18 protein-coding genes are annotated in these 21,663 nt (G+C 63.9%); 9 read left to right on the forward strand and 9 right to left on the reverse strand.

What is annotated here, in order from left to right:
* Positions 1 to 117: 117 nt before the first annotated feature.
* The 6 genes from ACNFG0_RS03265 to ACNFG0_RS03290 form a co-directional block, all read right to left on the reverse strand.
* Complete coding sequence (locus ACNFG0_RS03265) at positions 118 to 945, reverse strand: ABC transporter permease (RefSeq protein ID WP_196155691.1); 828 nt, start codon at positions 943 to 945, stop codon at positions 118 to 120.
* A gap of 12 nt (positions 946 to 957) precedes the next feature.
* Positions 958 to 2,205, reverse strand: a complete 1,248-nt coding sequence (locus tag ACNFG0_RS03270; protein WP_196146114.1) for an ABC transporter permease — start codon at positions 2,203 to 2,205, stop codon at positions 958 to 960.
* Positions 2,206 to 2,344: 139 nt separating this feature from the next.
* Positions 2,345 to 3,379, reverse strand: a complete 1,035-nt coding sequence (locus tag ACNFG0_RS03275; protein ID WP_416764005.1) for an ABC transporter substrate-binding protein — start codon at positions 3,377 to 3,379, stop codon at positions 2,345 to 2,347.
* Between the two features lie 40 nt (positions 3,380 to 3,419).
* Complete coding sequence (locus ACNFG0_RS03280; RefSeq protein ID WP_196146116.1) at positions 3,420 to 4,538, reverse strand: ABC transporter ATP-binding protein; 1,119 nt, start codon at positions 4,536 to 4,538, stop codon at positions 3,420 to 3,422.
* 294 nt (positions 4,539 to 4,832) lie between these two features.
* The gene (locus ACNFG0_RS03285) at positions 4,833 to 5,465 is read right to left on the reverse strand and encodes a response regulator (RefSeq protein ID WP_196146139.1); all 633 of its coding nucleotides are present in this window, start codon (positions 5,463 to 5,465) and stop codon (positions 4,833 to 4,835) included.
* 9 nt (positions 5,466 to 5,474) lie between these two features.
* The gene (locus tag ACNFG0_RS03290; RefSeq protein WP_196155689.1) at positions 5,475 to 7,862 is read right to left on the reverse strand and encodes a PAS domain-containing sensor histidine kinase; all 2,388 of its coding nucleotides are present in this window, start codon (positions 7,860 to 7,862) and stop codon (positions 5,475 to 5,477) included.
* Positions 7,863 to 7,957: 95 nt separating this feature from the next.
* Between ACNFG0_RS03290 and ACNFG0_RS03295 the strand changes: the two genes are divergently transcribed.
* A complete protein-coding gene (locus ACNFG0_RS03295) occupies positions 7,958 to 8,956 on the forward strand; it encodes an alpha/beta hydrolase family protein (protein WP_416764006.1) in 999 nt (332 codons plus the stop codon).
* 63 nt (positions 8,957 to 9,019) lie between these two features.
* On the opposite strand, the gene ACNFG0_RS03300 is transcribed toward ACNFG0_RS03295, so the two are convergent.
* From ACNFG0_RS03300 to ACNFG0_RS03310, 3 genes are read right to left on the reverse strand one after another with little or no spacing between them, the layout of a single operon-like run.
* Positions 9,020 to 9,784 (reverse strand): TerB family tellurite resistance protein, encoded by a 765-nt coding sequence (locus tag ACNFG0_RS03300; RefSeq protein WP_196165819.1) that lies wholly within the window; start codon positions 9,782 to 9,784, stop codon positions 9,020 to 9,022.
* Position 9,785: 1 nt separating this feature from the next.
* A complete protein-coding gene (murU, locus tag ACNFG0_RS03305) occupies positions 9,786 to 10,457 on the reverse strand; it encodes an N-acetylmuramate alpha-1-phosphate uridylyltransferase MurU (RefSeq protein WP_196155686.1) in 672 nt (223 codons plus the stop codon).
* Positions 10,454 to 11,473 carry an aminoglycoside phosphotransferase family protein gene (locus ACNFG0_RS03310; protein ID WP_416764007.1) on the reverse strand — a complete coding sequence of 340 codons (1,020 nt, stop codon included), beginning with the start codon at positions 11,471 to 11,473 and terminating at the stop codon, positions 10,454 to 10,456. The genes murU and ACNFG0_RS03310 overlap by 4 nt, the downstream gene beginning before the upstream one ends.
* Before the next feature lie 130 nt (positions 11,474 to 11,603).
* On the opposite strand from ACNFG0_RS03310, the gene ACNFG0_RS03315 reads away from it, so the two are divergent.
* The 8 genes from ACNFG0_RS03315 to ACNFG0_RS03350 all read left to right on the forward strand — a co-directional run bounded on the left by ACNFG0_RS03315 (position 11,604) and on the right by ACNFG0_RS03350 (position 21,637).
* Positions 11,604 to 14,414 carry an LPS-assembly protein LptD gene (locus ACNFG0_RS03315; RefSeq protein ID WP_416764008.1) on the forward strand — a complete coding sequence of 937 codons (2,811 nt, stop codon included), beginning with the start codon at positions 11,604 to 11,606 and terminating at the stop codon, positions 14,412 to 14,414.
* Positions 14,395 to 15,711, forward strand: a complete 1,317-nt coding sequence (locus tag ACNFG0_RS03320) for a peptidylprolyl isomerase (protein WP_196146123.1) — start codon at positions 14,395 to 14,397, stop codon at positions 15,709 to 15,711. Before ACNFG0_RS03315 ends, ACNFG0_RS03320 begins: the two co-directional genes overlap by 20 nt.
* Positions 15,708 to 16,697, forward strand: coding sequence for a 4-hydroxythreonine-4-phosphate dehydrogenase PdxA (gene pdxA / locus ACNFG0_RS03325; protein WP_416764009.1), 990 nt, complete (start codon positions 15,708 to 15,710; stop codon positions 16,695 to 16,697). The genes ACNFG0_RS03320 and pdxA overlap by 4 nt, the downstream gene beginning before the upstream one ends.
* Positions 16,694 to 17,500: a 16S rRNA (adenine(1518)-N(6)/adenine(1519)-N(6))-dimethyltransferase RsmA gene (rsmA, locus tag ACNFG0_RS03330; protein ID WP_196146125.1), complete on the forward strand. Its 807-nt coding sequence runs from the start codon at positions 16,694 to 16,696 to the stop codon at positions 17,498 to 17,500. Before pdxA ends, rsmA begins: the two co-directional genes overlap by 4 nt.
* A gap of 337 nt (positions 17,501 to 17,837) precedes the next feature.
* Positions 17,838 to 18,218 (forward strand): Co2+/Mg2+ efflux protein ApaG, encoded by a 381-nt coding sequence (apaG, locus tag ACNFG0_RS03335; protein ID WP_416764010.1) that lies wholly within the window; start codon positions 17,838 to 17,840, stop codon positions 18,216 to 18,218.
* Positions 18,218 to 19,057: a symmetrical bis(5'-nucleosyl)-tetraphosphatase gene (locus ACNFG0_RS03340; RefSeq protein ID WP_196146126.1), complete on the forward strand. Its 840-nt coding sequence runs from the start codon at positions 18,218 to 18,220 to the stop codon at positions 19,055 to 19,057. The genes apaG and ACNFG0_RS03340 overlap by 1 nt, the downstream gene beginning before the upstream one ends.
* 42 nt (positions 19,058 to 19,099) lie before the next feature.
* Complete coding sequence (gene glpE / locus ACNFG0_RS03345) at positions 19,100 to 19,429, forward strand: thiosulfate sulfurtransferase GlpE (RefSeq protein ID WP_196165815.1); 330 nt, start codon at positions 19,100 to 19,102, stop codon at positions 19,427 to 19,429.
* A gap of 285 nt (positions 19,430 to 19,714) precedes the next feature.
* Positions 19,715 to 21,637, forward strand: coding sequence for a PrkA family serine protein kinase (locus ACNFG0_RS03350; RefSeq protein WP_084856186.1), 1,923 nt, complete (start codon positions 19,715 to 19,717; stop codon positions 21,635 to 21,637).
* The last annotated feature ends 26 nt before the right edge of the window (positions 21,638 to 21,663 follow it).

Raw genomic sequence — 21,663 nt, forward strand, 5'->3', positions numbered from 1 at the left:
GGGCGGGGGGGGGTGCTCCCCCCCGCTGGGGCGCCCCCCGCCCGCACCACCAAACCACCCACTCCTTTGTCGGGGCGGCCGGGCCCCGCGAAAGGAGGGCAAAGCCCTCCCCCAGGCTCAGGCCGGCTGCTGGGTGCGCAGCTTCTCGCTACGCCCGCGCAACCATTCCAAAGTCAGCAACAGAATTACCGAGAACGCGATCAGCAAGGTCGCCGCCGCGGCGATGGTCGGGCTCAGGTTCTCGCGGATACCGCTGAACATCTGCCGCGGCAAGGTCGCCTGCTCCGGGCCTGCAAGGAACAGCGTCACCACCACTTCGTCGAAGGAGGTGGCAAAGGCGAACAGCGCCCCCGAGATCACCCCAGGGGCGATCAGCGGCAAGGTCACCCGACGGAAGGTCAGCAACGGCGAGGCGCCCAGACTGGCCGCCGCCCGCACCAGGTTATAGTTGAAGCCCTGCAAGGTCGCCGACACGGTGATGATGACGAACGGCACGCCCAGCACCGCATGCACCAGGATCAACGAAATGAAGCTGTTGCCCATGCCCAGCGGGGCGAAGAACAGGTAGCTGGCCACGCCGATGATCACCACCGGCACCACCATGGGCGAAATCACCAGGGCCATCACCAGCGACTTGCCGGGAAAATCACCTCGGGTCAGGCCGATGGCGGCCAGGGTGCCGAAGACCATGGCCAGCACGGTGGCTGCCGGCGCGACGATGATGCTGTTCTTCAACGCCCGCATCCATTCGGCCGAGGCGAAGAAGTCCTGGTACCACTGCAGCGAAAAGCCCTGCAGCGGGTACACCAGGAAGCTGCCGCTGTTGAAGGAAAGCGGCACGATCACTAGCACCGGAAGCACCAGGAACAACAGGATCAGGCCACAGAGGATGCGCAGGCTGTAGAACCAGACCCGCTCCACGGGCGACATGTAAGGGCTCAGCATGACAAGGGCTCCTCAGCTCAGGCGCAGGCGGCTGGCTCCGACCAGCCAGCTATAGATCAGGTACAGCAGCACGGTCGCCAGCAGCAACAGCCCGCCCAATGCGGTGGCCATGCCCCAGTTGATGCTGGTGTTGGTATAGAAGGCCACGAAGTAGCTGACCATCTGGTCGTTCGGGCTGCCCAGCAATGCCGGGGTGATGTAGTAGCCGATGGCCAAGATGAACACCAGCAGGCACCCGGCGCCGACACCCGCATAAGTCTGCGGGAAGTACACCCGCCAGAAGCTGGCGAACGGGTGGCAGCCTAGGGAGATCGCTGCACGCATGTAGCTGGGCGAAATACCCTTCATCACGCTATACAGCGGCAGAATCATGAACGGCAGCAGGATGTGGACCATCGAGATGTATACGCCGGTCCGGTTGAACACCAGCTCCAGCGGCTCATCGATGATGCCCATGGCCATCAAGGCACTGTTGATCAGGCCGCCCGACTGCAGCAGCACGATCCATGCCGCCACTCGCACCAGGATCGACGTCCAGAACGGCAACAGCACCAGGATCATCAGCAGGTTGCTCTGCCGGGTCGGCAGGTTGGCCAGCAGGTAGGCCAGCGGGTACGCCAGCACCAGACAGATCGCGGTGATCACCACGCCCATCCACAGGGTACGGGTGAAGATGTCCAGATAGATGGACTGGTCAGGGGTCGCCTTGGCTATTTCGCCCAGATCATCGATGCGGTGATCCAGCGCCGCCAGCAGGTAGAAGGGCGTGACCGTGCTGGTGTTGCGACGGATCGCCTGCCAGTAGGCAGGGTCGCCCCAGCGCTCGTCGAGCGCCTGCAAGGCGTCCTTGTAGGAAGCGGGCTCGGCCTTGAACGGCAATGCCCGGGCAGTCTTGGCTAACAGGCTGCGGTAGCCGGCCAGTTCCATGTTCAGGCGCTTGGAAAGATCGCCCAGGGTCTGCTTCTTGCGCGACTCGGCCAGGTCCTCGCTGAGCACCTTGTATACGTCCTCGCCTGGCAGGCCCTTGCCATCCCATTGGGCGATGGCCTCGACGGTGCGCGGCAGGCCAGTCACCACTTCAGGGTTGCCGACGCTCTTGTACAACAGCGCCGCGATCGGCACCAGGAACACCAGCAACAGGAACAGCGCCAGCGGCGCGATCAACGCCTGCGCTTTCCAACGGTTGACCCGCTCGGCACGTTTGAGGCGCTGCTTGAGGCTTGGACCTGCACCTTCGTTGAGGGGCACTGCAATGGCCATGGCGAACTCCGCGATATGAACTGAAAATGGGGCTGCTGCGCAGCCCATCGCCGGGGCGCCCCCCCCCCCCCGGTCGCCGGCGGGGGGGGGGGGGGGGCCCCCCGGCGGTGGGCCGCAACGCGGCCCCTACGCTGGTCGTTTACTTCTTCGCCGCCCAGGCGTTGAAGCGTTGCTCCAGCTGCTCGCTGTTGTCGGCCCAGAAGGCCACGTCGATCTGCACCTGGTTGGCGATGTTCTCAGGCGTGGTCGGCATGTCCTTTTTCACCGCGTCCGACAGCAGGCTGACCGCCTTGGCATTGGCCGGGCCGTAGGCGATGTTCTCGGAGTAGGTCTTCTGCTGCTCGGGCTGCACGCTGAAGGCGATGAATTTCTTCGCCTCCTCGACATCCTTCGCGCCTTTCGGAATGGCCCAGGCGTCGAAGTCGTAGATACCGCCGTTCCATACCACCTTGAGGTTGCTTTCCTTCTGCACTGCGGCGATCCGGCCGTTGTAGGCCGAGCTCATGACCACGTCACCCGAGGCCAGGTACTGGGGCGGCTGGGCGCCAGCTTCCCACCACTGGATGCTCGGCTTGATCTGGTCGAGCTTCTTGAAGGCGCGGTCCTGGCCCTCTTTGGTGGCCAGTACCTTGTATACGTCCTTGGGTGCCACGCCGTCGGCCATCAAGGCGAACTCGAGGGTGTACTTGGCGCCCTTGCGCAGGCCGCGCTTGCCCGGGAACTGCTTGGTGTCCCAGAAATCGGCCCAGCTGGTCGGGGCGGTCTTGAGCTTGTCGGCGTTGTAGGCCAGCACGGTGGACCAGACGAAGAAGCCTACACCGCAGGGCTGGATGGCGCCCGGCACGTAATCGGCCTCGTTACCGAACAGCGCCGGGTCGAGCTCTTCGAACATGCCTTCGTCGCAGCCGCGGGCCAGTTCCGGCGACTCCACTTCCACCAGGTTCCAGGACACGCTGTTGGTGTCGACCATGGCCTTGACCTTGGCCATTTCACCGTTGTACTCGCCGGCGACGATCTTGCCCTTGCCCGCCTTCTCCCATGGCTCGTAGAACGCCTTGACCTGGGCGGCCTTGTTGGCGCCACCGAAGGACACCACGGTGAGGTCCGCGGCCAGGGCTTGGCCGGCGGCGAACAGGCCAAGGGCCAGGGCGGTCAGTTTCAACTGCTTGTGCATTATTGTTCTCTCCACAGTTCAGGGTTGGTGAAGCAAACCTTCAATGGGCTTCGGCAATCGGATCGAGCGCGCGGGCGTGCTCCACCTCCCAGCCAAGCGGTACCACATCGCCCACGGCCAGGGCCGGGTCGAGTTCGGCGATCGGCTGCTTCACGAAGAAGTCGCCCTTGCCGCACACCTCCAGGCGTACCCGCACGTGGTCGCCCAGGTAGATGAACTCGGCGACCCGACCGGAGAAACGGTTCACGCAGCTTTCGCTGTGACCATTGAGGCGCACGCGCTCGGGGCGGATCGACAAGGTCACCGGCTCGCCGGCCTGGCCGACATTCACCGCCAGGGCCTCGACCCGCTCCCCACGGGGCAATTGGACCTGGCAGCGATCACCGTCGCGCATCAGCAAGGTGCCGTTCAAACGGTTGTTCTCGCCGATGAAGTTGGCGACGAAGGTGTTGCGGGGTTCTTCATAAAGGGTGCGCGGATCGGCGATCTGCTGGATCTCGCCCTGGTGGAACACCGCCACCCGGTCGGACATGGTCAGCGCCTCGCCCTGGTCGTGGGTTACGTAGACCACGGTCACGCCCAGGCGCTGATGGATGTGCTTGATCTCCATTTGCATGTGTTCGCGCAGCTGCTTGTCGAGGGCGCCGAGCGGCTCGTCCATCAGCACCAGCTGGGGCTCGAACACCAGGGCGCGGGCCAGGGCCACACGCTGCTGTTGGCCACCGGAAAGCTGGCCCGGGTAGCGCTTGGCGAACGCATCGAGCTGGACCATGGCCAGTACCCGCTTGACCCGCTCACTGATGTCGGTCTTGCTGAGGTTGCGCACGGTCAGGGGGAAGGCCAGGTTCTCTGCCACGGTCATATGCGGGAACAACGCGTAGTTCTGGAACACCATGCCGATGTCGCGCTTGTGCGGCGGCACGTTGTTGATCGAGCGCCCGGCCAGCTGGATCTCACCTGCGGTGGGGGTCTCGAAACCGGCGAGCATCATCAGGCTGGTGGTCTTGCCCGAGCCGGACGGGCCGAGCAAGGTGAGGAACTCGCCCTTGCGGATGTCCAGGTTGAGGTTCTTGACGATCAGCGATTCGCCGTCGTAGCTCTTCTGCACACCGCGGAAGCTGACCAGTGTCTCGCCAGCGTTCGAATTCGCCTCGCTCATGCCTGCACCTTCTTGTTGGAATGACTGCGTAGGCAAAGACTAGACAAGGCGCAAGCCCCCGGAAATCGGGGGTACTGAGAGAATGCCATCATCCGGATGGAAGATTTGCTGTAGGGATTGCCCTACAAGCGTGACGCATTCAGAACCCTCCACGCCTCCTGTAATTAAATGGACTCGCCCCGTGCTTGCGTCCGCTCAGGCGACCAGGTCGAGCCTGCTGCCGCTATCGCGGGGCAAGCCTGCTTCTACAGAGGCCATGCGGGTCATCAACCGGACAGGTCGCAACCAGAACACTCACACCAACTTATGTTCCATGGCGTACTTCACCAACTCCGCCAGCGAATTCACCTTGAGCTTCTGCATCAACCGCGCCTTGTGGGTGCTGATGGTCTTGCTCGACAGCGCCAACTGCTGGGCGATGTCGTTGACGTTGGCGCCCTGGGCCAGGCGCTCGAACACTGAGAACTCCCGCTCCGACAACAGCGTGTGCAGCGGTCGGGTCTCGGTCAGGCCGACCTCGAAGACCATGCGGTCGGCCAAAGCCGGGTCGATATAGCGCCCACCACCGGCTACCCGGCGGATGGCGGTCAGCAGCAAGGCAGGGTCGCTGTCCTTGGTGGCGTAGCCCGCGGCACCGGCCTTGAGCGCCCGAGCGGCCATCTGCGCTTCGTCGTGCATCGACAGCATCAGGATCGCCGGCGGGTTGTGCTGGGCACGGATCCGCGGGATCGCCTCCAGGCCGTTCACCCCTGGCATGGAGATGTCCAGCAACACCACCTCGCATGGTGTCTGGCGCAAGGTTTCGAGCAGCTGTTCGCCGTTGCCGGCCTCCCCCACCACCTGCATGTCCTTGGCCAGGCCGATCAACTGCTTGATGCCCTCGCGGACAATGGTGTGGTCTTCAGCCACTAGCACACGTATCACGATCGTTCTCCCCTACCCCAATGCAATGGTCACGCTCAGGCTACAACCTTCACCCGGCTCGCTGTCCAGCTCCATGCTGCCACCGAGCATCAACACACGCTCGCGTACCCCCACCAGGCCGAACGAGGTGGGCCTGGCCTGGTCTTGCGCAAACCCCACGCCATCGTCGATGACGGTCATGCGCAAATGGTCGGCTTCACAGGCCAGCTCGATCTGCACGGTATGCGCCTGGGCGTGGCGCATCACGTTGGTCAGTGCTTCCTGAAGAATGCGGAACAGCCCGGTGGCCTTGGCGTCGCTCAACGCCGGCAGATGGTCCGGCACCTGCACCAGGCATGGAATCTGGGTGCGTGCCTCGAAACGCCGCGCCTGCCATTCGATGGCCGAGGCGATACCTGCGTCGAGGATCGGCGGGCGCAAGGCGGTGGCGACATCGCGCACCAACTGGAACAGCTGGGCGATCAGGCGTTTCATGCTGGCCAGGCGCTCGTTCAGGCCGGGGTCCAGTTCGGCATAGGCCAGTTCGCACATCGAGACCTCGAGCTTGAGCACGGTGAGCATCTGCCCCAGCTCATCATGCACTTCCCGGGCGATGCGGGCCTTTTCTTCCTCGCGCACACTCTCAAGGTGTGCCGACAGTTCACGCAATTGCTCCTGGGAGCGTGCCAGTTCGAGCTCGACCCGCTTGCTCTGGGTGATGTCCCAGACAATGCCATCCCAGACCACCCGGCCGTCGGCCAGCCGCCGCGTACTGGCCTTGATGTCGGCCCAGCGCTGCTCGCCCTGGCGCGTGAGTATCCGGCCTTGCCAGGACCAATCCTGGTCGGTGGCCAGGGCCAGGTCCTGGACCCGGTGATAGTCGGCGCGATCTTGCGGATGTACCAGGTTGCGCAAGCCCATGTCCGGTTGCTGGATCTGCGCTGGCGTGTACCCCACCAGCGCCTCGCTGCCCTCACTGATGTAGGGGAACTCCAGGTCACCTTCGGCCGGGTCGCGCTCCAGGCGGAACACCAGCCCCGGCACGTTGCCGGCAATCCCCTTGAGCCGGGCATCGCTCTCGCGCAAGGCCGCCAGAGCGCGGCGGCGCTCAGTGACATCGGTAAGGAACACCACCAGGTATTCGGCGTCACGAAAGCGCAGGAAACTCAGCGACAACTCCACCGGCAGCAGGCTGCCGTCGCTGTGCAGGCACTGGGTCTCGAACTGCTCGGCACTGCCATCACCGCTGCGCACCCGCTTCCACAGCTCCAGCCAGCGGTCCATGTGCAGGTTCGGTTCGAAATCGATCAGCGGGCGGTCGAGCAGCTCACCTTCGCCACGGCCCAACATGCGTTCGGCTGCATGGTTGGCGTAACGCACATGGCTGTCCCAGTTGACCCAGAGGATGCCGACCGTGCTCTGGTCGATCGAGAACTGGCTAAGGCGCAGCGCTTCCTCCCGGGCCTGGCGTTCGGCCAGGTTCTCCCGTGCTGCCAGCAGGTTGCGCTCCAGCTGATGCTGTTGCCGGCGCTGCCACAGCAACGTAGCCAAGGCGCAGATCAGCAGCAGGCCGAACAACAGCGCAAGGTTGCGCCAGAAGCCTGCGGTATCGCTCAGGCGTGGATACTTCGGCTGCAGCCAGCGCTGGTGCAACTGCTCCAGCGACTTGGCGGGGATGGCTTGCAGGCCTTGCTCCAGGACATCGGCCAGCATCGGCCAGTCGCGCCGCGAGCCGATGCGCAGCAGTTGTGGCAAGCCGATGTCGCCGACCACGGCCAGGTCGCCGAACTCGCTCTCCCGAGACAAGCCGCTGAGCCTTGCTTCATCCAGTACTGCGTAGCTCGCCTGACCGCCCAGCACCAGCTGCAGGGCCTGGCGTTCACTGGGTACCCCTTGCAGGTTCAGGTTGCCGTAGTTGGCCCGCAGGTAATCGGCCAGGGCACTGGGCATGCGTACCGCGACGCGGTCATTGGCGCCGAGTTTTTCCAGCTCGACCGCCAGCGCCCCGGTGCGCAGCCCGACCACCAGTTGCGGCACGCGCATGTAGGGGTCGCTGAACGACCATAGGCGCAGGCCGGCCGGCGTCTGCGTAAGGCCAGGGGCAAAATCGACTTCGCCAGCGCGCAAGGCCTGTTCCAAGGTGGCCTGGTCGGGGAAGTTGCGCCAGGTGAGGTCCAGTTCCAAGGTGCGTGCGAGCTGGTTCACCAGTTCCACGTTGGCGCCATAGAACTGTTGCAGGCGCCGATCGAACTGGGCATAGGGCGCCTGTAGGACCAGGCCGACCCGCAGGCTGCGATGGCTGTCCAGCCATTGCCGCTGGCCCGGTTCGAGCACCACCGAAGGCGCAGGCTCAGGCCGGGCCAGGGCGATCAAGGGCAGCAACATCCAGCCGATAACCAACAGGCGACGCACTCGCTTCATCTATACGCTCGTCTTGGCAAGGGCGGCCATCATGCATGGCCGTCACGGACAAATACTATTAGGCTGCCGGTATCACTCTGGCCTTGGGTAGATCCATGTTCACACTTTATCGCACGACGCTGGCAGTGTTCTGCCTCGCTTCGCTCCTGCCGCTCGGCACACAGGCCGCCGACGCGCCAGCGCCCCAACCCGCCGAGGAATCGGCCACCGCCCCTGCACCCCGCCCGCCCCTGGCCGAACGCAGCCAGGAAGATGCCCAGGCGCTCGAACGTACGGTGCCCAAGGCTGAACAGCAAACCTTGCAGGCCGGCGCCGATAGCTTTCTGGCCCTATGGAAACCGGCCAATGACAGCGACCCCAAGGGGGCCGTGATCATCGTCCCGGGCGCCGGCGAGAATGCCGACTGGCCCAATGCCGTGGGCCCGTTGCGCCGCAAGTTTCCCGATGTCGGCTGGCACAGCTTGAGCGTGAGCCTTCCGGACCTGGTCGCCGACCGCCCGCAACCACGGGCCGACAGCACGCCTCCCGCCGAGCCTGACAAAGGCAAGGGCGAAGCGGCACCGGCCAAGGACACCCCGGAAGATGCCAATGCCAATGTCGCCCAGGCCACCGCACCCGATGCCGACACGGCCGAAAGCACCGACGCCAAGGAGGCCAGCGAACAGAACGACCAGGCCGATGCCGAACGCGTCTTCGCCCGCCTCGATGCCGCCGTGGCCTACGCCCAGCAGCACGACGCGCGTAGCATCGTACTGATCGGCCACGGCAGCGGGGCCTATTGGGCCGCCCGCTACCTCAGCGAACGGCAACCACCGCAGGTGCAGAAACTGGTGATGGTCGCGGCACAGACACCGGCGCGGGTCGAACACGACCTCGAGAGCCTGGCGCCGACGCTCAAGGTGCCTACTGCCGATATCTACTACAGCACCCTGCCACGCGACCGACGCGCCGCCGAGCTGCGCCTGCAGGCCAGCAAGCGGCAGAAGGACACCCCCTACCGGCAATTGTCGCTGATCGCTGCGCCGGGCAACGCAGCGGCCAAGCAGGAGCAGCTGTTCCGGCGGGTACGCGGGTGGTTGATGCCTCAGGAATGAAGGGGCCACCTCCCCCTGTAGGAGCGCATGTCGTTTGAACGCCAACAAAGGGCCCGAGCAAGCCTAGAGTCCCCGCCGTTTTCGAACCATGGCATACGCCTGGTGCAGCTCACGCGTGCGCTCGGTCGCTTCCCGCACCCGCGCCTCGCTGGCACCACTGCCGGCCAACTTGTCCGGATGGTGCTTGCTGACCAACCGCCGGTACGCCTGCTTCACCTGGTCGATGTCGGTGTCCGCCTCGATGCCGAGCAAGCGCAAGGCCGCCGAATACGTCATCACGCCACGTTCCGGAAGGGGTTTGCGCGGCTCGTATTCCAGCGCCAGCCCAAGGACCTGGGTTCGGCTCAGCCCCAGCTCGCGGCCCCACTCCAAAAGCAACTCGCGCTCGCGGGTCCCGGCCTTGCCATCGGCCCAGGCCATCCGGCAGCAGGCGCGCAAAGTGCCTTCGGCCGCATGGGGTTGCTGCCTGATCCGCTGCAGGTAACGCCCGAGCCGATCCTTGCCCGACTTGCCGCGATTGAACGCTGCAATCGCCCGCAGCTTCGCAGGCTCGGCCATAGCCAACCGAGTCATTTCCTGGCGGGCCTGCTGGATATGCCCCTCGACCACCCGGCCATCGCTTTTCGCCAGGCGCCCGAGCAGCACGAACAACAACTCCTCGTCCCGCAGCGCCGGGCGCCCGCCCAGGCGTTCGCGTACATCGTCCCAGCTCTGCAGGCGCAGGCGCCGGTCCATGGCCTGGCCAAGCAAGGCGCCAAGCAGCGCGCCGGGAATGCTGGCGATGGCGAAACCGGCGCCGGCCCCGATCACTGTGCTCGGCCACCACATCTCAGGCGCGCTCAGCGATCAGGCGCTCGACTTCGGCCAGGCGCTCGAGAGTCCCGACATCGACCCAGTGGCCCGTGTAGTGCTCGCCACTGACCTGTCCCTGGCCCATGGCCTGGCGCAGCAGGGGCGCCAGCTTGAAGGCGCCGGGTTGGCAGCCGTCGAACAACGCGGGGTCGAGTACCGAGATACCGCTGAAGGTCAGGGTGCCAGGAGCTTCGTCGCCATCCACGACCTGCTCGCCGGCCAGGCGGAAATCGCCCCGGCCATGATGGCCTGGGTTGTCCACCAGCACGAGGTGCGCAAGACCCGCCAACGGCGCGCGCAATCGGGCGAAATCGTAGTCGGTCCAGATATCGCCGTTGACCAGCAGGAACGGTGCCTCCCCGAGCAATGGCAGAGCCTTGAAGATGCCGCCACCGGTTTCCAGCGGCTCGCCTTCGGGCGAATAGCGGATGCTCAGGCCAAAGCGGGCGCCATCGCCCAGGTGGTCTTCGATCTGCTGGCCAAGCCAGGCATGGTTGATCACCACGTCGGTGAAGCCTGCACGGGCCAAGGCCCGCAGGTGGTATTCGATCAAGGGTTGGCCAGCCACCGGCACCAAAGGCTTGGGCGTGTGCAGGGTCAGGGGGCGCATGCGCTCGCCCTTGCCTGCCGCCAGGATCATCGCCTTCATGGTCGGGCTCCGGCCTGGAGCTCGGCGATCAGCTGGCCCAGCTCGGCCAGTTCAGGGCGACGGCTGATGACCTCGTCGATGTAGGCGAAGAAGCGCGGCACGTCGGACAGGTAACGCGGCTTGCCGTCACGGTGGCAGATACGGGCAAAGATACCGATCACCTTGAGGTGGCGTTGCACACCCATCAAGTCGCTGGCCCGGTGGAAGGCCTCGAAATCGGCCTGCACCGGGATACCCACCGCGCGCGCTTTTTGCCAGTAGTCGCGCAGCCAACCTTCGACGCGCGCCTGAGGCCAACTGACGAAGGCGTCCTTGAACAGGCAGGTGATGTCGTAGGTCACCGGGCCGTACACGGCGTCCTGGAAGTCCAGCACGCCCGGGTTCGGCGCGCTCTGCATCAGGTTGCGCGGCATGTAGTCGCGGTGCACCAGCACCTTGGGTTGGGCCAGGGCGCTGTCGATCAGCAGTTGGCTCACACGCTGCCAGCTCGCCTGCTGCGCCTCGGTGAACGCCAAACCCAGCTCACGCCCTACGTACCATTCCGGGAACAGTTCCACTTCGCGACGCAGCAAGGCGTTGTCGTAGCTGGGCAGCGGCGCGGTCATCGGCAGACGCTGGAAGGCCAGCAGGGCCTCGATGGCATCGGCGAACAGGGCGTCGGCATTGTCCGCATCGATGATTTCCAGGTAGGTCTTGTGCCCCAGGTCACCCAGCAGCAAGAAGCCACGCGCCAGGTCCTGGGCATGGATGGCAGGGACATGCACACCGGCGCTGGCCAGCAAGTGGTCGATATCGACGAAGGGGCGGCAGTTCTCCTGGGGAGGCGGCGCATCCATGATCACGAAGCTGCGACCATCGCCCTGCCAGCGGAAGTAACGACGGAAGCTCGCATCGCTGCTGGCGGCGGTCAGGCTGCCTTCGGGCACCTTGCCCCAGGCGTTTTCACGGTAGAGAAGGTCAAGCTGCTCAGCGAGCCAGGCGGTCAGTTGTTGCAGGCGTACATCGTGATCGGGCATTACAAGGGTCTCCGACGGCCCTAGCCGTCAAGCGGGTCATGCTTTATTATCCAGCATCTTTTTCAGACCATCGAGAGGCGTGCGGCCCCACACGCGGGCAGATGGCACGCAGGAAGCCCGGACTAATAAGATGGCATTGAAATCCCCCGCGTTTCGTAGAAAGTTTCCGTTGCTGGTGACTGGCGGTCTGCTGGCCCTGCAACCTCTGGCCACGTCATACGTGGTGGCTGCCGAGCAGTTCGACTGCCAAGTGTCCGCCTCCGGTGGCTGGGACTGCAAGCCCAAAACCACTGTCAGCAACCTGCCACCGCGCCCGGTGCATGAAGGTGCTGCGCTGAGCTCCGGCGGTGATGGCCAGGTGGCCGAAACCGATGCCGACGGCGAAGCCAAGCCGGTGCTGGTCACCGAGAGCAAGGGCCGTGGCCTGAAATCGCGCAGCGAAGACTACAGCCACCTGGACTGGGTCCCGCGTGACAAGCTCACCGCTGCCCAACTAGCCGAGACCGGCCCGTACTGCGGTGGCGCGTACATCGAGCCGTCGCGCCCAGGCATGGACGACACCACGCCCCAGGACGAGTCGCCGACCTACCTGAACGCCAAGGTTTCCCGCTACCAGCAGGAACAGCAGATCGCCACCCTCGCCGGTGACGTGGTCATGCGCCAGGGCAGCATGCAGGTCGAGGCCGACGAAGCCAACCTGTACCAGGCCGAGAACCGCGGCGAGCTCAAGGGCAACGTCAAGCTGCGCGACAAGGGTTCGCTGGTCGTCGGCGACCAGGCCGAGATCCAGCTGGACACCGGCGAGGCCAAGGTCGACAACGCCGAATACGTGATGCACCAGTCGCACATCCGCGGCAATGCGCTGTACGCCAAGCGTGGTGAAAACGCTATCATCCGCCTCAAGGACGGTACCTACACCACCTGTGAGCCGGGCAGCAACGCGTGGCAGCTCAAGGGCAACAACATCACCCTGAACCCGGCCACCGGCTTCGGCACCGCGACCAACGTCACCCTGCGGGTCAAGGATTTCCCGGTGTTCTATACACCGTACATCTACTTCCCGATCGACGACCGTCGCCAGTCCGGCTTCCTGCCGCCGTCGTTCAGCACCAGCAGCGACACCGGCTTCATGCTGGTCACGCCGTACTACTTCAACCTGGCGCCGAACTACGACGCCACCTTGTATCCGCGCTACATGGCCAAGCGCGGCTTGTTGATGGAAGGCGAATTCCGCTACCTGACCAAGTCCAGCGAAGGCCAGTTCGGTGCTGCGTACCTGAACGACAAGAACGACGATCGTAAAGAGCAGACCGACTACAAAGAAAAGCGCTGGATGTACAACTGGCAGCACAAGGGCGGGCTGGATTCGCGCTTGATGACTGAGGTGGACTACACCGATATCAGCGATCCGTTCTATTTCCAGGATCTGGAGACGGGGCAGATTGGGGTCGAGAGCCGCGACGTAGTGGATCAGCAGGGCGCTATTACCTATCGAGGTGATAGCTATCGCGCGCGGCTGAATGCACATGCGTATGAAATGGCGACCATTTCGCGCGTCACACCATACGACAAGCTTCCCCAGATCACGCTGGACGGTATGCTGCCGTACCATCCGGGCGGGTTTGATTTCACTTATCAGACAGAAGCTGTTCGCTTTGATCGTGACCTGAAGGACGACTTTGTTAAGGATGAAGATGGAAATCCCGACAGCTCTGCTGGTGCACCGGGCAAGCGTCTCGATGAAAACATCTCCGGCATTGCACGCGCAAACGGCACGCGTTTGAATTTGGCTCCCGCTATCAGCCTGCCGATGGAAGCCAGCTATGGTTTCTTAACGCCGAAGCTGAAGTACGTCTCCACACACTATGACCTAGACTTGGATAGCCAAGGGAAAGCGCAGGCCGCACGCCAGGCTTCGCAGCCTGGATATGGTAGCTACAGTAGCTCCCTGAACCGAAACGTTCCGATCTTCAGCATCGACAGCGGCCTCTATTTCGACCGCAACACCCAATGGTTCGGCAAGAATTACCGCCAAACCCTCGAGCCGCGCCTGTTCTACCTCTACGTCCCCTATGAGGACCAGAAGGACATTCCGGTCTTCGACACCAGCGAGTCCTACTTCAACTATGCCTCGCTGTTCCGTGACAACCGCTTCAGCGGCTCTGATCGCATCGGTGACGAGAACAAGCTGTCGCTGGGCGTGACCAACCGCTGGATCGAGGAAAACGGCTTCGAGCGCCAGCGCTTCAGCATCGGTCAGGCGTTCTATTTCAAAGACCGCAAGGTGCAGATGCCCGGTATCGACTATCGCGACCGCGACGACGCTCAATCGGATGTATCGCCATACGCACTCGAATACCAGTACGCCTTCAACCGCGACTGGCGCTTCAACTCCGACTACAACTGGGACCCGGACAGCCGCAGCCCACGTTCCGGCAGCGCCATGTTCCATTACCAGCCGGAAGACAATCCGAACAAGATCGTCAACCTGGGCTATCGCTACCGCAACGACTTGGTACGCTTCGACTCGCTGACCGGCCGCTGGCAGGTAGGCGGTGGCGACTACGGCACCCCAGGCAGCCCGAACTACGTGAAGGACTACTACAAGATCGAGCAGCACGACTTCTCGGTCATCTGGCCAATCGTCCCTCAGTGGAGCGTGATCGCCCGCTGGCAGCATGACTACAACCGCAACCGTACCCTGGAAGCCATGGGCGGTTTCGAGTACGACAACTGCTGCTGGAAGCTGCGCCTGATCAACCGCTACTGGCTCGACTACGACGACTTCAGCCAGGCCGTTCCGCAAAACGAGAAAGGCGACCACGGCGTCTTCCTGCAAATCGTGCTCAAAGGCCTCGGCGGCGTTGTGGGCAACAAGGTCGAGTCGTTCCTCGACGAAGGCATTCAAGGTTACCGTACACGTGAAGACCAAGCTTATTGATCGCCTGCGCCCGCTGATGCTGGGCGCCGTATTGCTGAGCAGCGCGGTGCATGCCGCTGTTCCCCTGGACCACATCGTGGCCATCGTCGACAACGACGTGGTCATGCAGAGCCAGCTGGACCAGCGCGTGCGCGAAGTGCAGCAGACCATCGCCAAGCGCGGCGGCGGCGTGCCGCCGGCCGGCGCCCTGGAACAGCAGGTGCTGGAGCGCCTGATCGTCGAGAACCTGCAGCTGCAGATCGGCGAACGCTCCGGCATTCGCATCACCGACGAGGAACTCAACCAGGCCATCGGCACCATTGCCCAGCGCAACGGCATGTCCCTGGACCAGTTCCGCGCCGCCCTGGCCCATGACGGTCTTTCGTTCGACGACGCTCGCGAGCAGGTCAAGCGCGAGATGATCATCAGCCGCGTGCGCCAGCGCCGCGTGGCCGAGCGTATCCAGGTGTCCGAGCAGGAAGTGAAGAACTTCCTCAACTCCGACCTGGGCAAGATGCAGATGTCGGAGGAATACCGCCTGGCCAACATCCTCATCCCGACCCCGGAAGGCGCCAGCTCCGATGCCATTCAGGCCGCTGCACGCCAGGTCGGCGATGTCTACCAGCAGCTTCGCCAGGGCGCCGACTTCGGCCAGATGGCCATCGCCCGCTCCGCTAGCGAAAACGCCCTGGAAGGCGGCGAGATGGGCTGGCGCAAGGCCGGCCAGCTGCCGCCTGACTTCGCCAAGATGCTCAGCAGCATGTCGGTGGGCGACATCACCCAGCCGATCCGCATCCCCAACGGCTTCATCATCCTCAAGCTCGAGGAGAAGCGCGGTGGTGGCGAGAACGTGCTGCGTGACGAAGTGCACGTACGCCACATCCTGATCAAGCCAAGCGAGATCCGCAGCGAAGCTGCGACCGAGCAACTGGCCGAACGCCTGTACGACCGCATCCAGAACGGCGAAGACTTCGCCGAGCTGGCCAAGAGCTTCTCGGAAGACCCAGGTTCCGCGCTCAATGGCGGCGACCTCAACTGGGTCGACCCGAACAGCCTGGTGCCGGAGTTCCGCGAGCAGATGGCCAATGCCCAGCAGGGCGTGGTGACCAAGCCGTTCAAGACCCAGTACGGCTGGCACGTGCTGGAAGTGCTGGGCCGCCGCGCCACCGACAGCACCGAGAAAGCACGCGAACAGCAAGCGCTGACCGTGCTGCGCAACCGCAAGTACGACGAAGAGCTGCAGACCTGGCTGCGCCAGATCCGCGACGAAGCCTACGTTGAAATCAAGCTGCCTGGCGCCGACCAGGCCGCCCAGTGAAGCCCCTGCGCTTCGCCGTCACGCCCGGCGAGCCGGCCGGCATAGGCCCTGACCTGTGCCTGCTGCTGGCCGCCGAGGCCCAGCCTTACCCCCTGATCGCCATTACCAGCCGTGACCTGCTCGCCGAGCGGGCCACGCAGCTGGGGCTGGCTGTCAGCCTGCTGCCTGTCAGCGCCGATGCCTGGCCCGACCAGCCGGCCCCCGCCGGCAGCCTGTACGTGTGGGATACGCCACTGGCGACGCCGGTGGTGCCCGGGCAACTGAACAAGGCCAATGCCGCCTTCGTCCTGGAAACCCTGACCCGGGCCGGCCAAGGCTGCCTGGACGGGCATTTCGTCGGCATGATCACCGCCCCTGTGCACAAGGGCGTGATCAACGAGAGCGGCATCGCCTTCTCCGGCCATACCGAATTCTTGGCCGACCTGACCCACACCAGCCAAGTGGTGATGATGCTGGCCACCCACGGCCTGCGCGTGGCGCTGGTGACCACTCACCTGCCCCTGCGAGACATTGCCGACGCCATTACCGCCGAACGCCTGGAGCGGGTCACGCGCATCCTGCACGCTGACCTGCAGGGCAAGTTCGGCATCGCCCAGCCCCGTATTCTCGTCTGCGGCCTCAACCCGCATGCCGGCGAAGGCGGCCACCTGGGCCGCGAAGAAATCGACATCATCGAGCCAGCACTGCAACGCCTGCGCGCCCAAGGCATGGACCTGCGCGGCCCGCTGCCGGCCGATACCCTGTTTACCCCCAAGTATCTGGAGCACTGCGATGCAGTGCTGGCGATGTACCACGACCAAGGCCTGCCCGTACTCAAGTACAAAGGCTTCGGCGCCGCCGTCAACGTGACCCTGGGCTTGCCGATCATCCGCACGTCGGTCGATCACGGCACCGCCCTCGACCTGGCCGGCACCGGCAAGGTCGACACCGGCAGCCTGCGCGTGGCCCTGCAAACCGCCTACCAGATGGCCGAGAACCGACCATGAACGAGCAATACCAACACCGGGCGCGCAAGCGCTTCGGCCAGAACTTCCTGCACGACGCCGGCATCATCGACCGCATCCTGCGGGCGATCAACGCCAAGCCCGGCGAGCACCTGCTGGAAATCGGCCCGGGCCAGGGGGCCCTCACCGAGGGCCTGCTGGGCAGCGGCGCACAGCTGGACGTCGTCGAGCTGGACAAGGACCTGGTGCCGATCCTCCAGCACAAGTTCGCCGGCCGCGACAATTTCCGTCTGCACCAAGGCGACGCCCTGAAGTTCGACTTCAACCAGCTGGGCGTGCCGGCACGCAGCCTCAAGGTGGTCGGCAACCTGCCCTACAACATCTCTACCCCGCTGATCTTCCACCTGCTGAACCATGCCGACCTGATCCGCGACATGCATTTCATGCTGCAGAAGGAAGTGGTCGAGCGCCTGGCCGCAGGCCCGGGTGGTGGCGATTGGGGCCGGCTGTCGATCATGGTGCAGTACCACTGCCGGGTCGAGCACCTGTTCAACGTAGGCCCGGGCGCCTTCAACCCACCGCCCAAGGTGGACTCGGCCATCGTACGCCTGGTACCCCACGAGACCCTGCCGCACCCGGCCAAGGATCCACGCCTGCTCGAACGCATCGTTCGAGAAGCCTTCAACCAGCGCCGCAAGACCCTGCGCAACACCCTCAAGGGCCTGCTCGACAGCCAGGCCATCGAAGCCGCCGGCGTCGACGGCAGCCTGCGCCCCGAACAGCTGGACCTCGCCGCCTTCGTGCGCCTGGCCGACCAGCTGGCCGAACAGCCCAGCGCCAGCTGAGTACGCCTGAGCGGCCCAATCGCGGGGCAAGCCCGCTCCCACGGAACGCATAACGATTTGATTTTGCGGGCTTTGTGGGAGCGGGCGGGGCCCGTGATCAGGCTGGGCCTGGTATCGCCCTAGATCGCGGGCAAGCCCGCTCCCAAAGGGCGGGATGATCTCCCAGGTCTACCGCCGCCCTCGAAAAGACGAGGAATCTGTGGGAGCCGGCTTGCCGGCGATAGGGTCGGTACAGTCTGCAAACGACTCGAAGCCCTGTACAACTGGCCTATCCCCCCGCCAATGGCCTAGACTGCAACCATTGCAGTATTTGCGTCCGCTCCTCCAAGGCCCTTGCATGTCCGACCCCCGCTATCAGATCGACGTCAGCGTCGTGACCCGCTACCTCAAAGAACAATCCGACCCCGACAACAGCCGCTTCGCCTTCGCCTACACCATCACGGTGCAGAACAATGGCACGCTCAAGGCCCGGCTGGTTTCGCGCCACTGGCTGATCACCAACGGTGACGGCGAAGTGGAGGAAGTGCGCGGTGCCGGCGTTGTCGGCCAACAGCCGCTCATCGGGCCAGGCGACAGCCATACCTACAGCAGCGGCGCGGTGCTCACCACCCGCGTCGGCACCATGCAGGGCAGTTATCAGATGCTGGCCGGAGACGGCCAGCACTTCGACGCCACCATTGCGCCATTCCGCCTGGCCGTGCCCGGAGCGCTGCACTGATGGCGGTGTACGCCGTCGGCGACCTGCAGGGCTGCCTGCAGCCGCTCAAGTGCCTGCTCGACCGCGTGCATTTCGACCCGGCCGTGGACCGCCTGTGGCTGGTGGGTGACCTGGTCAATCGCGGCCCGGAGTCGCTGGAAACCCTGCGCTTCCTTTATTCCATCCGCAACGCGCTGGTGTGCGTGCTGGGCAACCATGACCTGCACCTGCTGGCCGCTTGGCACAACGTCGAGCGCCTGAAGAAGGGCGACACCCTGCGCGAGATCATCGAAGCGCCAGACGCCGACCAGCTCTTCGACTGGCTGCGCCAGCAGAAACTACTGCACTACGACGAAACGCGTGGCGTGGCGCTGGTGCATGCCGGCATCCCTCCGCAATGGACCCTGGGCAAGGCGCTGGAGCTGGCCGCCGAAGTCGAGGAAGTACTGCGCGACGACACCCGCCTGAAGCTCTACCTGGACGGCATGTACGGCAACGAGCCGAAGAAGTGGAGCAAGCACCTGACCGGCATCGAACGCCTGCGGGTCATCACCAACTATTTCACCCGCATGCGCTTCTGCACCGCCGAAGGCAAGCTCGAGTTCAAGAGCAAGGAGGGCCTGGACAGCGCACCGAAGGGCTACAAGCCTTGGTTCGCCCACAAGGACCGCCGCTCGCGCCACGTGAAGATCATCTTCGGCCACTGGGCCGCCCTGGAGGGACGCATCAATGTCCCCGATGTGATCGGCCTGGACACCGGCTGCGTCTGGGGCGGCGCCATGACCCTGTACAACGTCGACAGCGGCCAGTACCACCGCTGCGATTGCGCCGACGACGGTACCCTGCGCCAACCGGCATAACCGACTAGACTCAACGATCAGCCCCGAAGGAAAACCACCCCCATGAGCGAATTCAAGCGCATCCCTCCCGAGCAGGCCCAGGCCCTGCGTGAGCAAGGTGCAGTGGTCGTCGACATTCGCGATCCCCAAGCGTATGCCGCAGGCCATATCAGCGGCGCCACTCATCTTGATAACCATTCGGTGGCCGAGTTCATTCGCAACGCCGACCTCGACGCACCGACCCTGGTGGTCTGCTACCACGGCAACTCCAGCCAGAGCGCGGCCGCCTACCTGGTCGGCCAGGGCTTCTCGCAGGTCTACAGCCTCGATGGCGGCTTCGAGCTGTGGCGCAGCACCTACCCGGGCGAAACCGCCCAGGGCAGCGCCGAATAATTTTTTTCATTTTCCCGCAGCCCGCGCCACGTGTGGGCTCGGGCCTTACCTGACGAACGGTCGTGAGTATCTTCTCGACCCCGCGCCCTTGACCTCTCGTATAACCAACTATCCTTAAGCCCAGGCCATCCAAAAAAGGGGAGAGCCGGTACACCGGCGTGCGGGTCATCGGTAGCGTTTCTACGGGTGTTCTGGGGGGTATACAGCAATCGGCCAGCCCGGTTGCATGCCAGCATCATGCTGACTGATCCGGCGTCGGCTCCACGTATCGAGCGAGGTGACGTCATGAGCATTTTTAGCCACTTCCAACAACGTTTCGAGTCAACCCGCCAGGAAGAACTCTCGCTGCAGGAGTACCTCGAGCTGTGCAAAGAGGATCGCAGCGCCTACGCTTCGGCGGCCGAACGCCTGTTGCTGGCCATCGGCGAACCGGAGCTGGTCGACACCTCAACGAACTCCAGGCTGTCGCGGATCTTCTCCAACAAGGTGATCCGTCGCTATCCGGCCTTTGCCGACTTCCATGGCATGGAAGAGTGCATCGACCAGATCGTGTCCTACTTCCGCCATGCCGCCCAAGGCCTGGAGGAGAAGAAACAGATCCTGTACCTGCTGGGCCCGGTGGGCGGCGGTAAATCGTCCCTGGCCGAGAAGCTCAAGCAGCTCATGGAGAAGGTGCCCTTCTACGCCATCAAAGGCTCACCGGTGTTCGAATCGCCCCTCGGGCTGTTCAATGCCGCCGAGGACGGCGCCATCCTGGAAGAAGAGTTCGGCATCCCGCGGCGCTACCTGAACACCATCATGTCGCCTTGGGCCACCAAGCGCCTGCAGGAATTCGGCGGCGACATCTCCAAGTTCCGGGTGGTCAAGCTCTACCCGTCCATCCTCAACCAGGTCGCCATCGCCAAGACCGAGCCGGGCGACGAAAACAACCAGGACATCTCGGCCCTGGTGGGCAAGGTGGATATCCGCAAGCTCGAGGAATTCCCGCAGAACGACGCCGACGCCTACAGCTATTCGGGCGCGCTGTGCCGGGCCAACCAGGGCCTGATGGAATTCGTCGAGATGTTCAAAGCGCCGATCAAGGTCCTGCACCCGTTGCTCACCGCCACCCAGGAAGGCAACTACAACAGCACCGAAGGCCTGGGCGCGATCCCTTATTCCGGCATCCTGCTGGCCCACTCCAACGAATCGGAATGGCACACCTTCCGCAACAACAAGAACAACGAGGCGTTCATCGACCGGATCTACATCGTCAAGGTGCCGTACTGCCTGCGCGTCAGCGACGAGGTGAAGATCTACGACAAGCTGCTGGTCAACAGCTCGCTGTCCAAGGCCCATTGCGCGCCGGACACCCTCAAGATGCTCGCGCAGTTCACCGTTCTGTCGCGCTTGAAGGAGCCTGAGAACTCCAACATCTATTCGAAGATGCGCGTCTATGACGGCGAGAACCTCAAGGACACCGATCCGAAGGCCAAGTCGATCCAGGAATACCGCGACGCCGCCGGTGTCGACGAGGGCATGAACGGCCTGTCGACCCGCTTCGCCTTCAAGATCCTGTCCAAGGTCTTCAACTTCGACCCGCACGAGATCGCGGCCAACCCGGTGCACCTGCTGTATGTGCTGGAGCAGCAGATCGAACAAGAGCAGTTCCCCGCCGAGGTCCGCGAGCGTTACCTGCGCTACCTCAAGGAGTACCTGGCGCCGCGCTACATCGAGTTCATCGGCAAGGAAATCCAGACCGCCTACCTGGAGTCCTATAGCGAATACGGCCAGAACATCTTCGACCGCTACGTGCTGTACGCCGATTTCTGGATCCAGGACCAGGAATACCGCGACCCGGAAACCGGCGAGATCCTCAACCGCATCGCCCTCAACGAGGAGCTGGAGAAGATCGAGAAACCGGCCGGCATCAGCAACCCGAAAGACTTCCGCAACGAGATCGTCAACTTCGTGCTGCGTGCCCGAGCCAACAACAACGGCAAGAACCCGAGCTGGCTGAGCTATGAAAAGTTGCGGGTGGTGATCGAGAAGAAAATGTTCTCCAACACCGAAGACCTGCTGCCGGTCATCAGCTTCAACGCCAAGGCCAGCAAGGAGGACCAACAGAAACACAACGACTTCGTCACCCGGATGGTCGAACGTGGCTACACCGACAAACAGGTTCGCTTGCTGTCGGAATGGTATCTGCGGGTCAGGAAATCGCAGTAAAAGCGGCAAGCTGCGAGCCGCAAGCC

The organism is Pseudomonas sp. NY15372 (assembly GCF_048068215.1).
Classification (GTDB): Bacteria; Pseudomonadota; Gammaproteobacteria; order Pseudomonadales; family Pseudomonadaceae; genus Aquipseudomonas; species Aquipseudomonas guariconensis_A.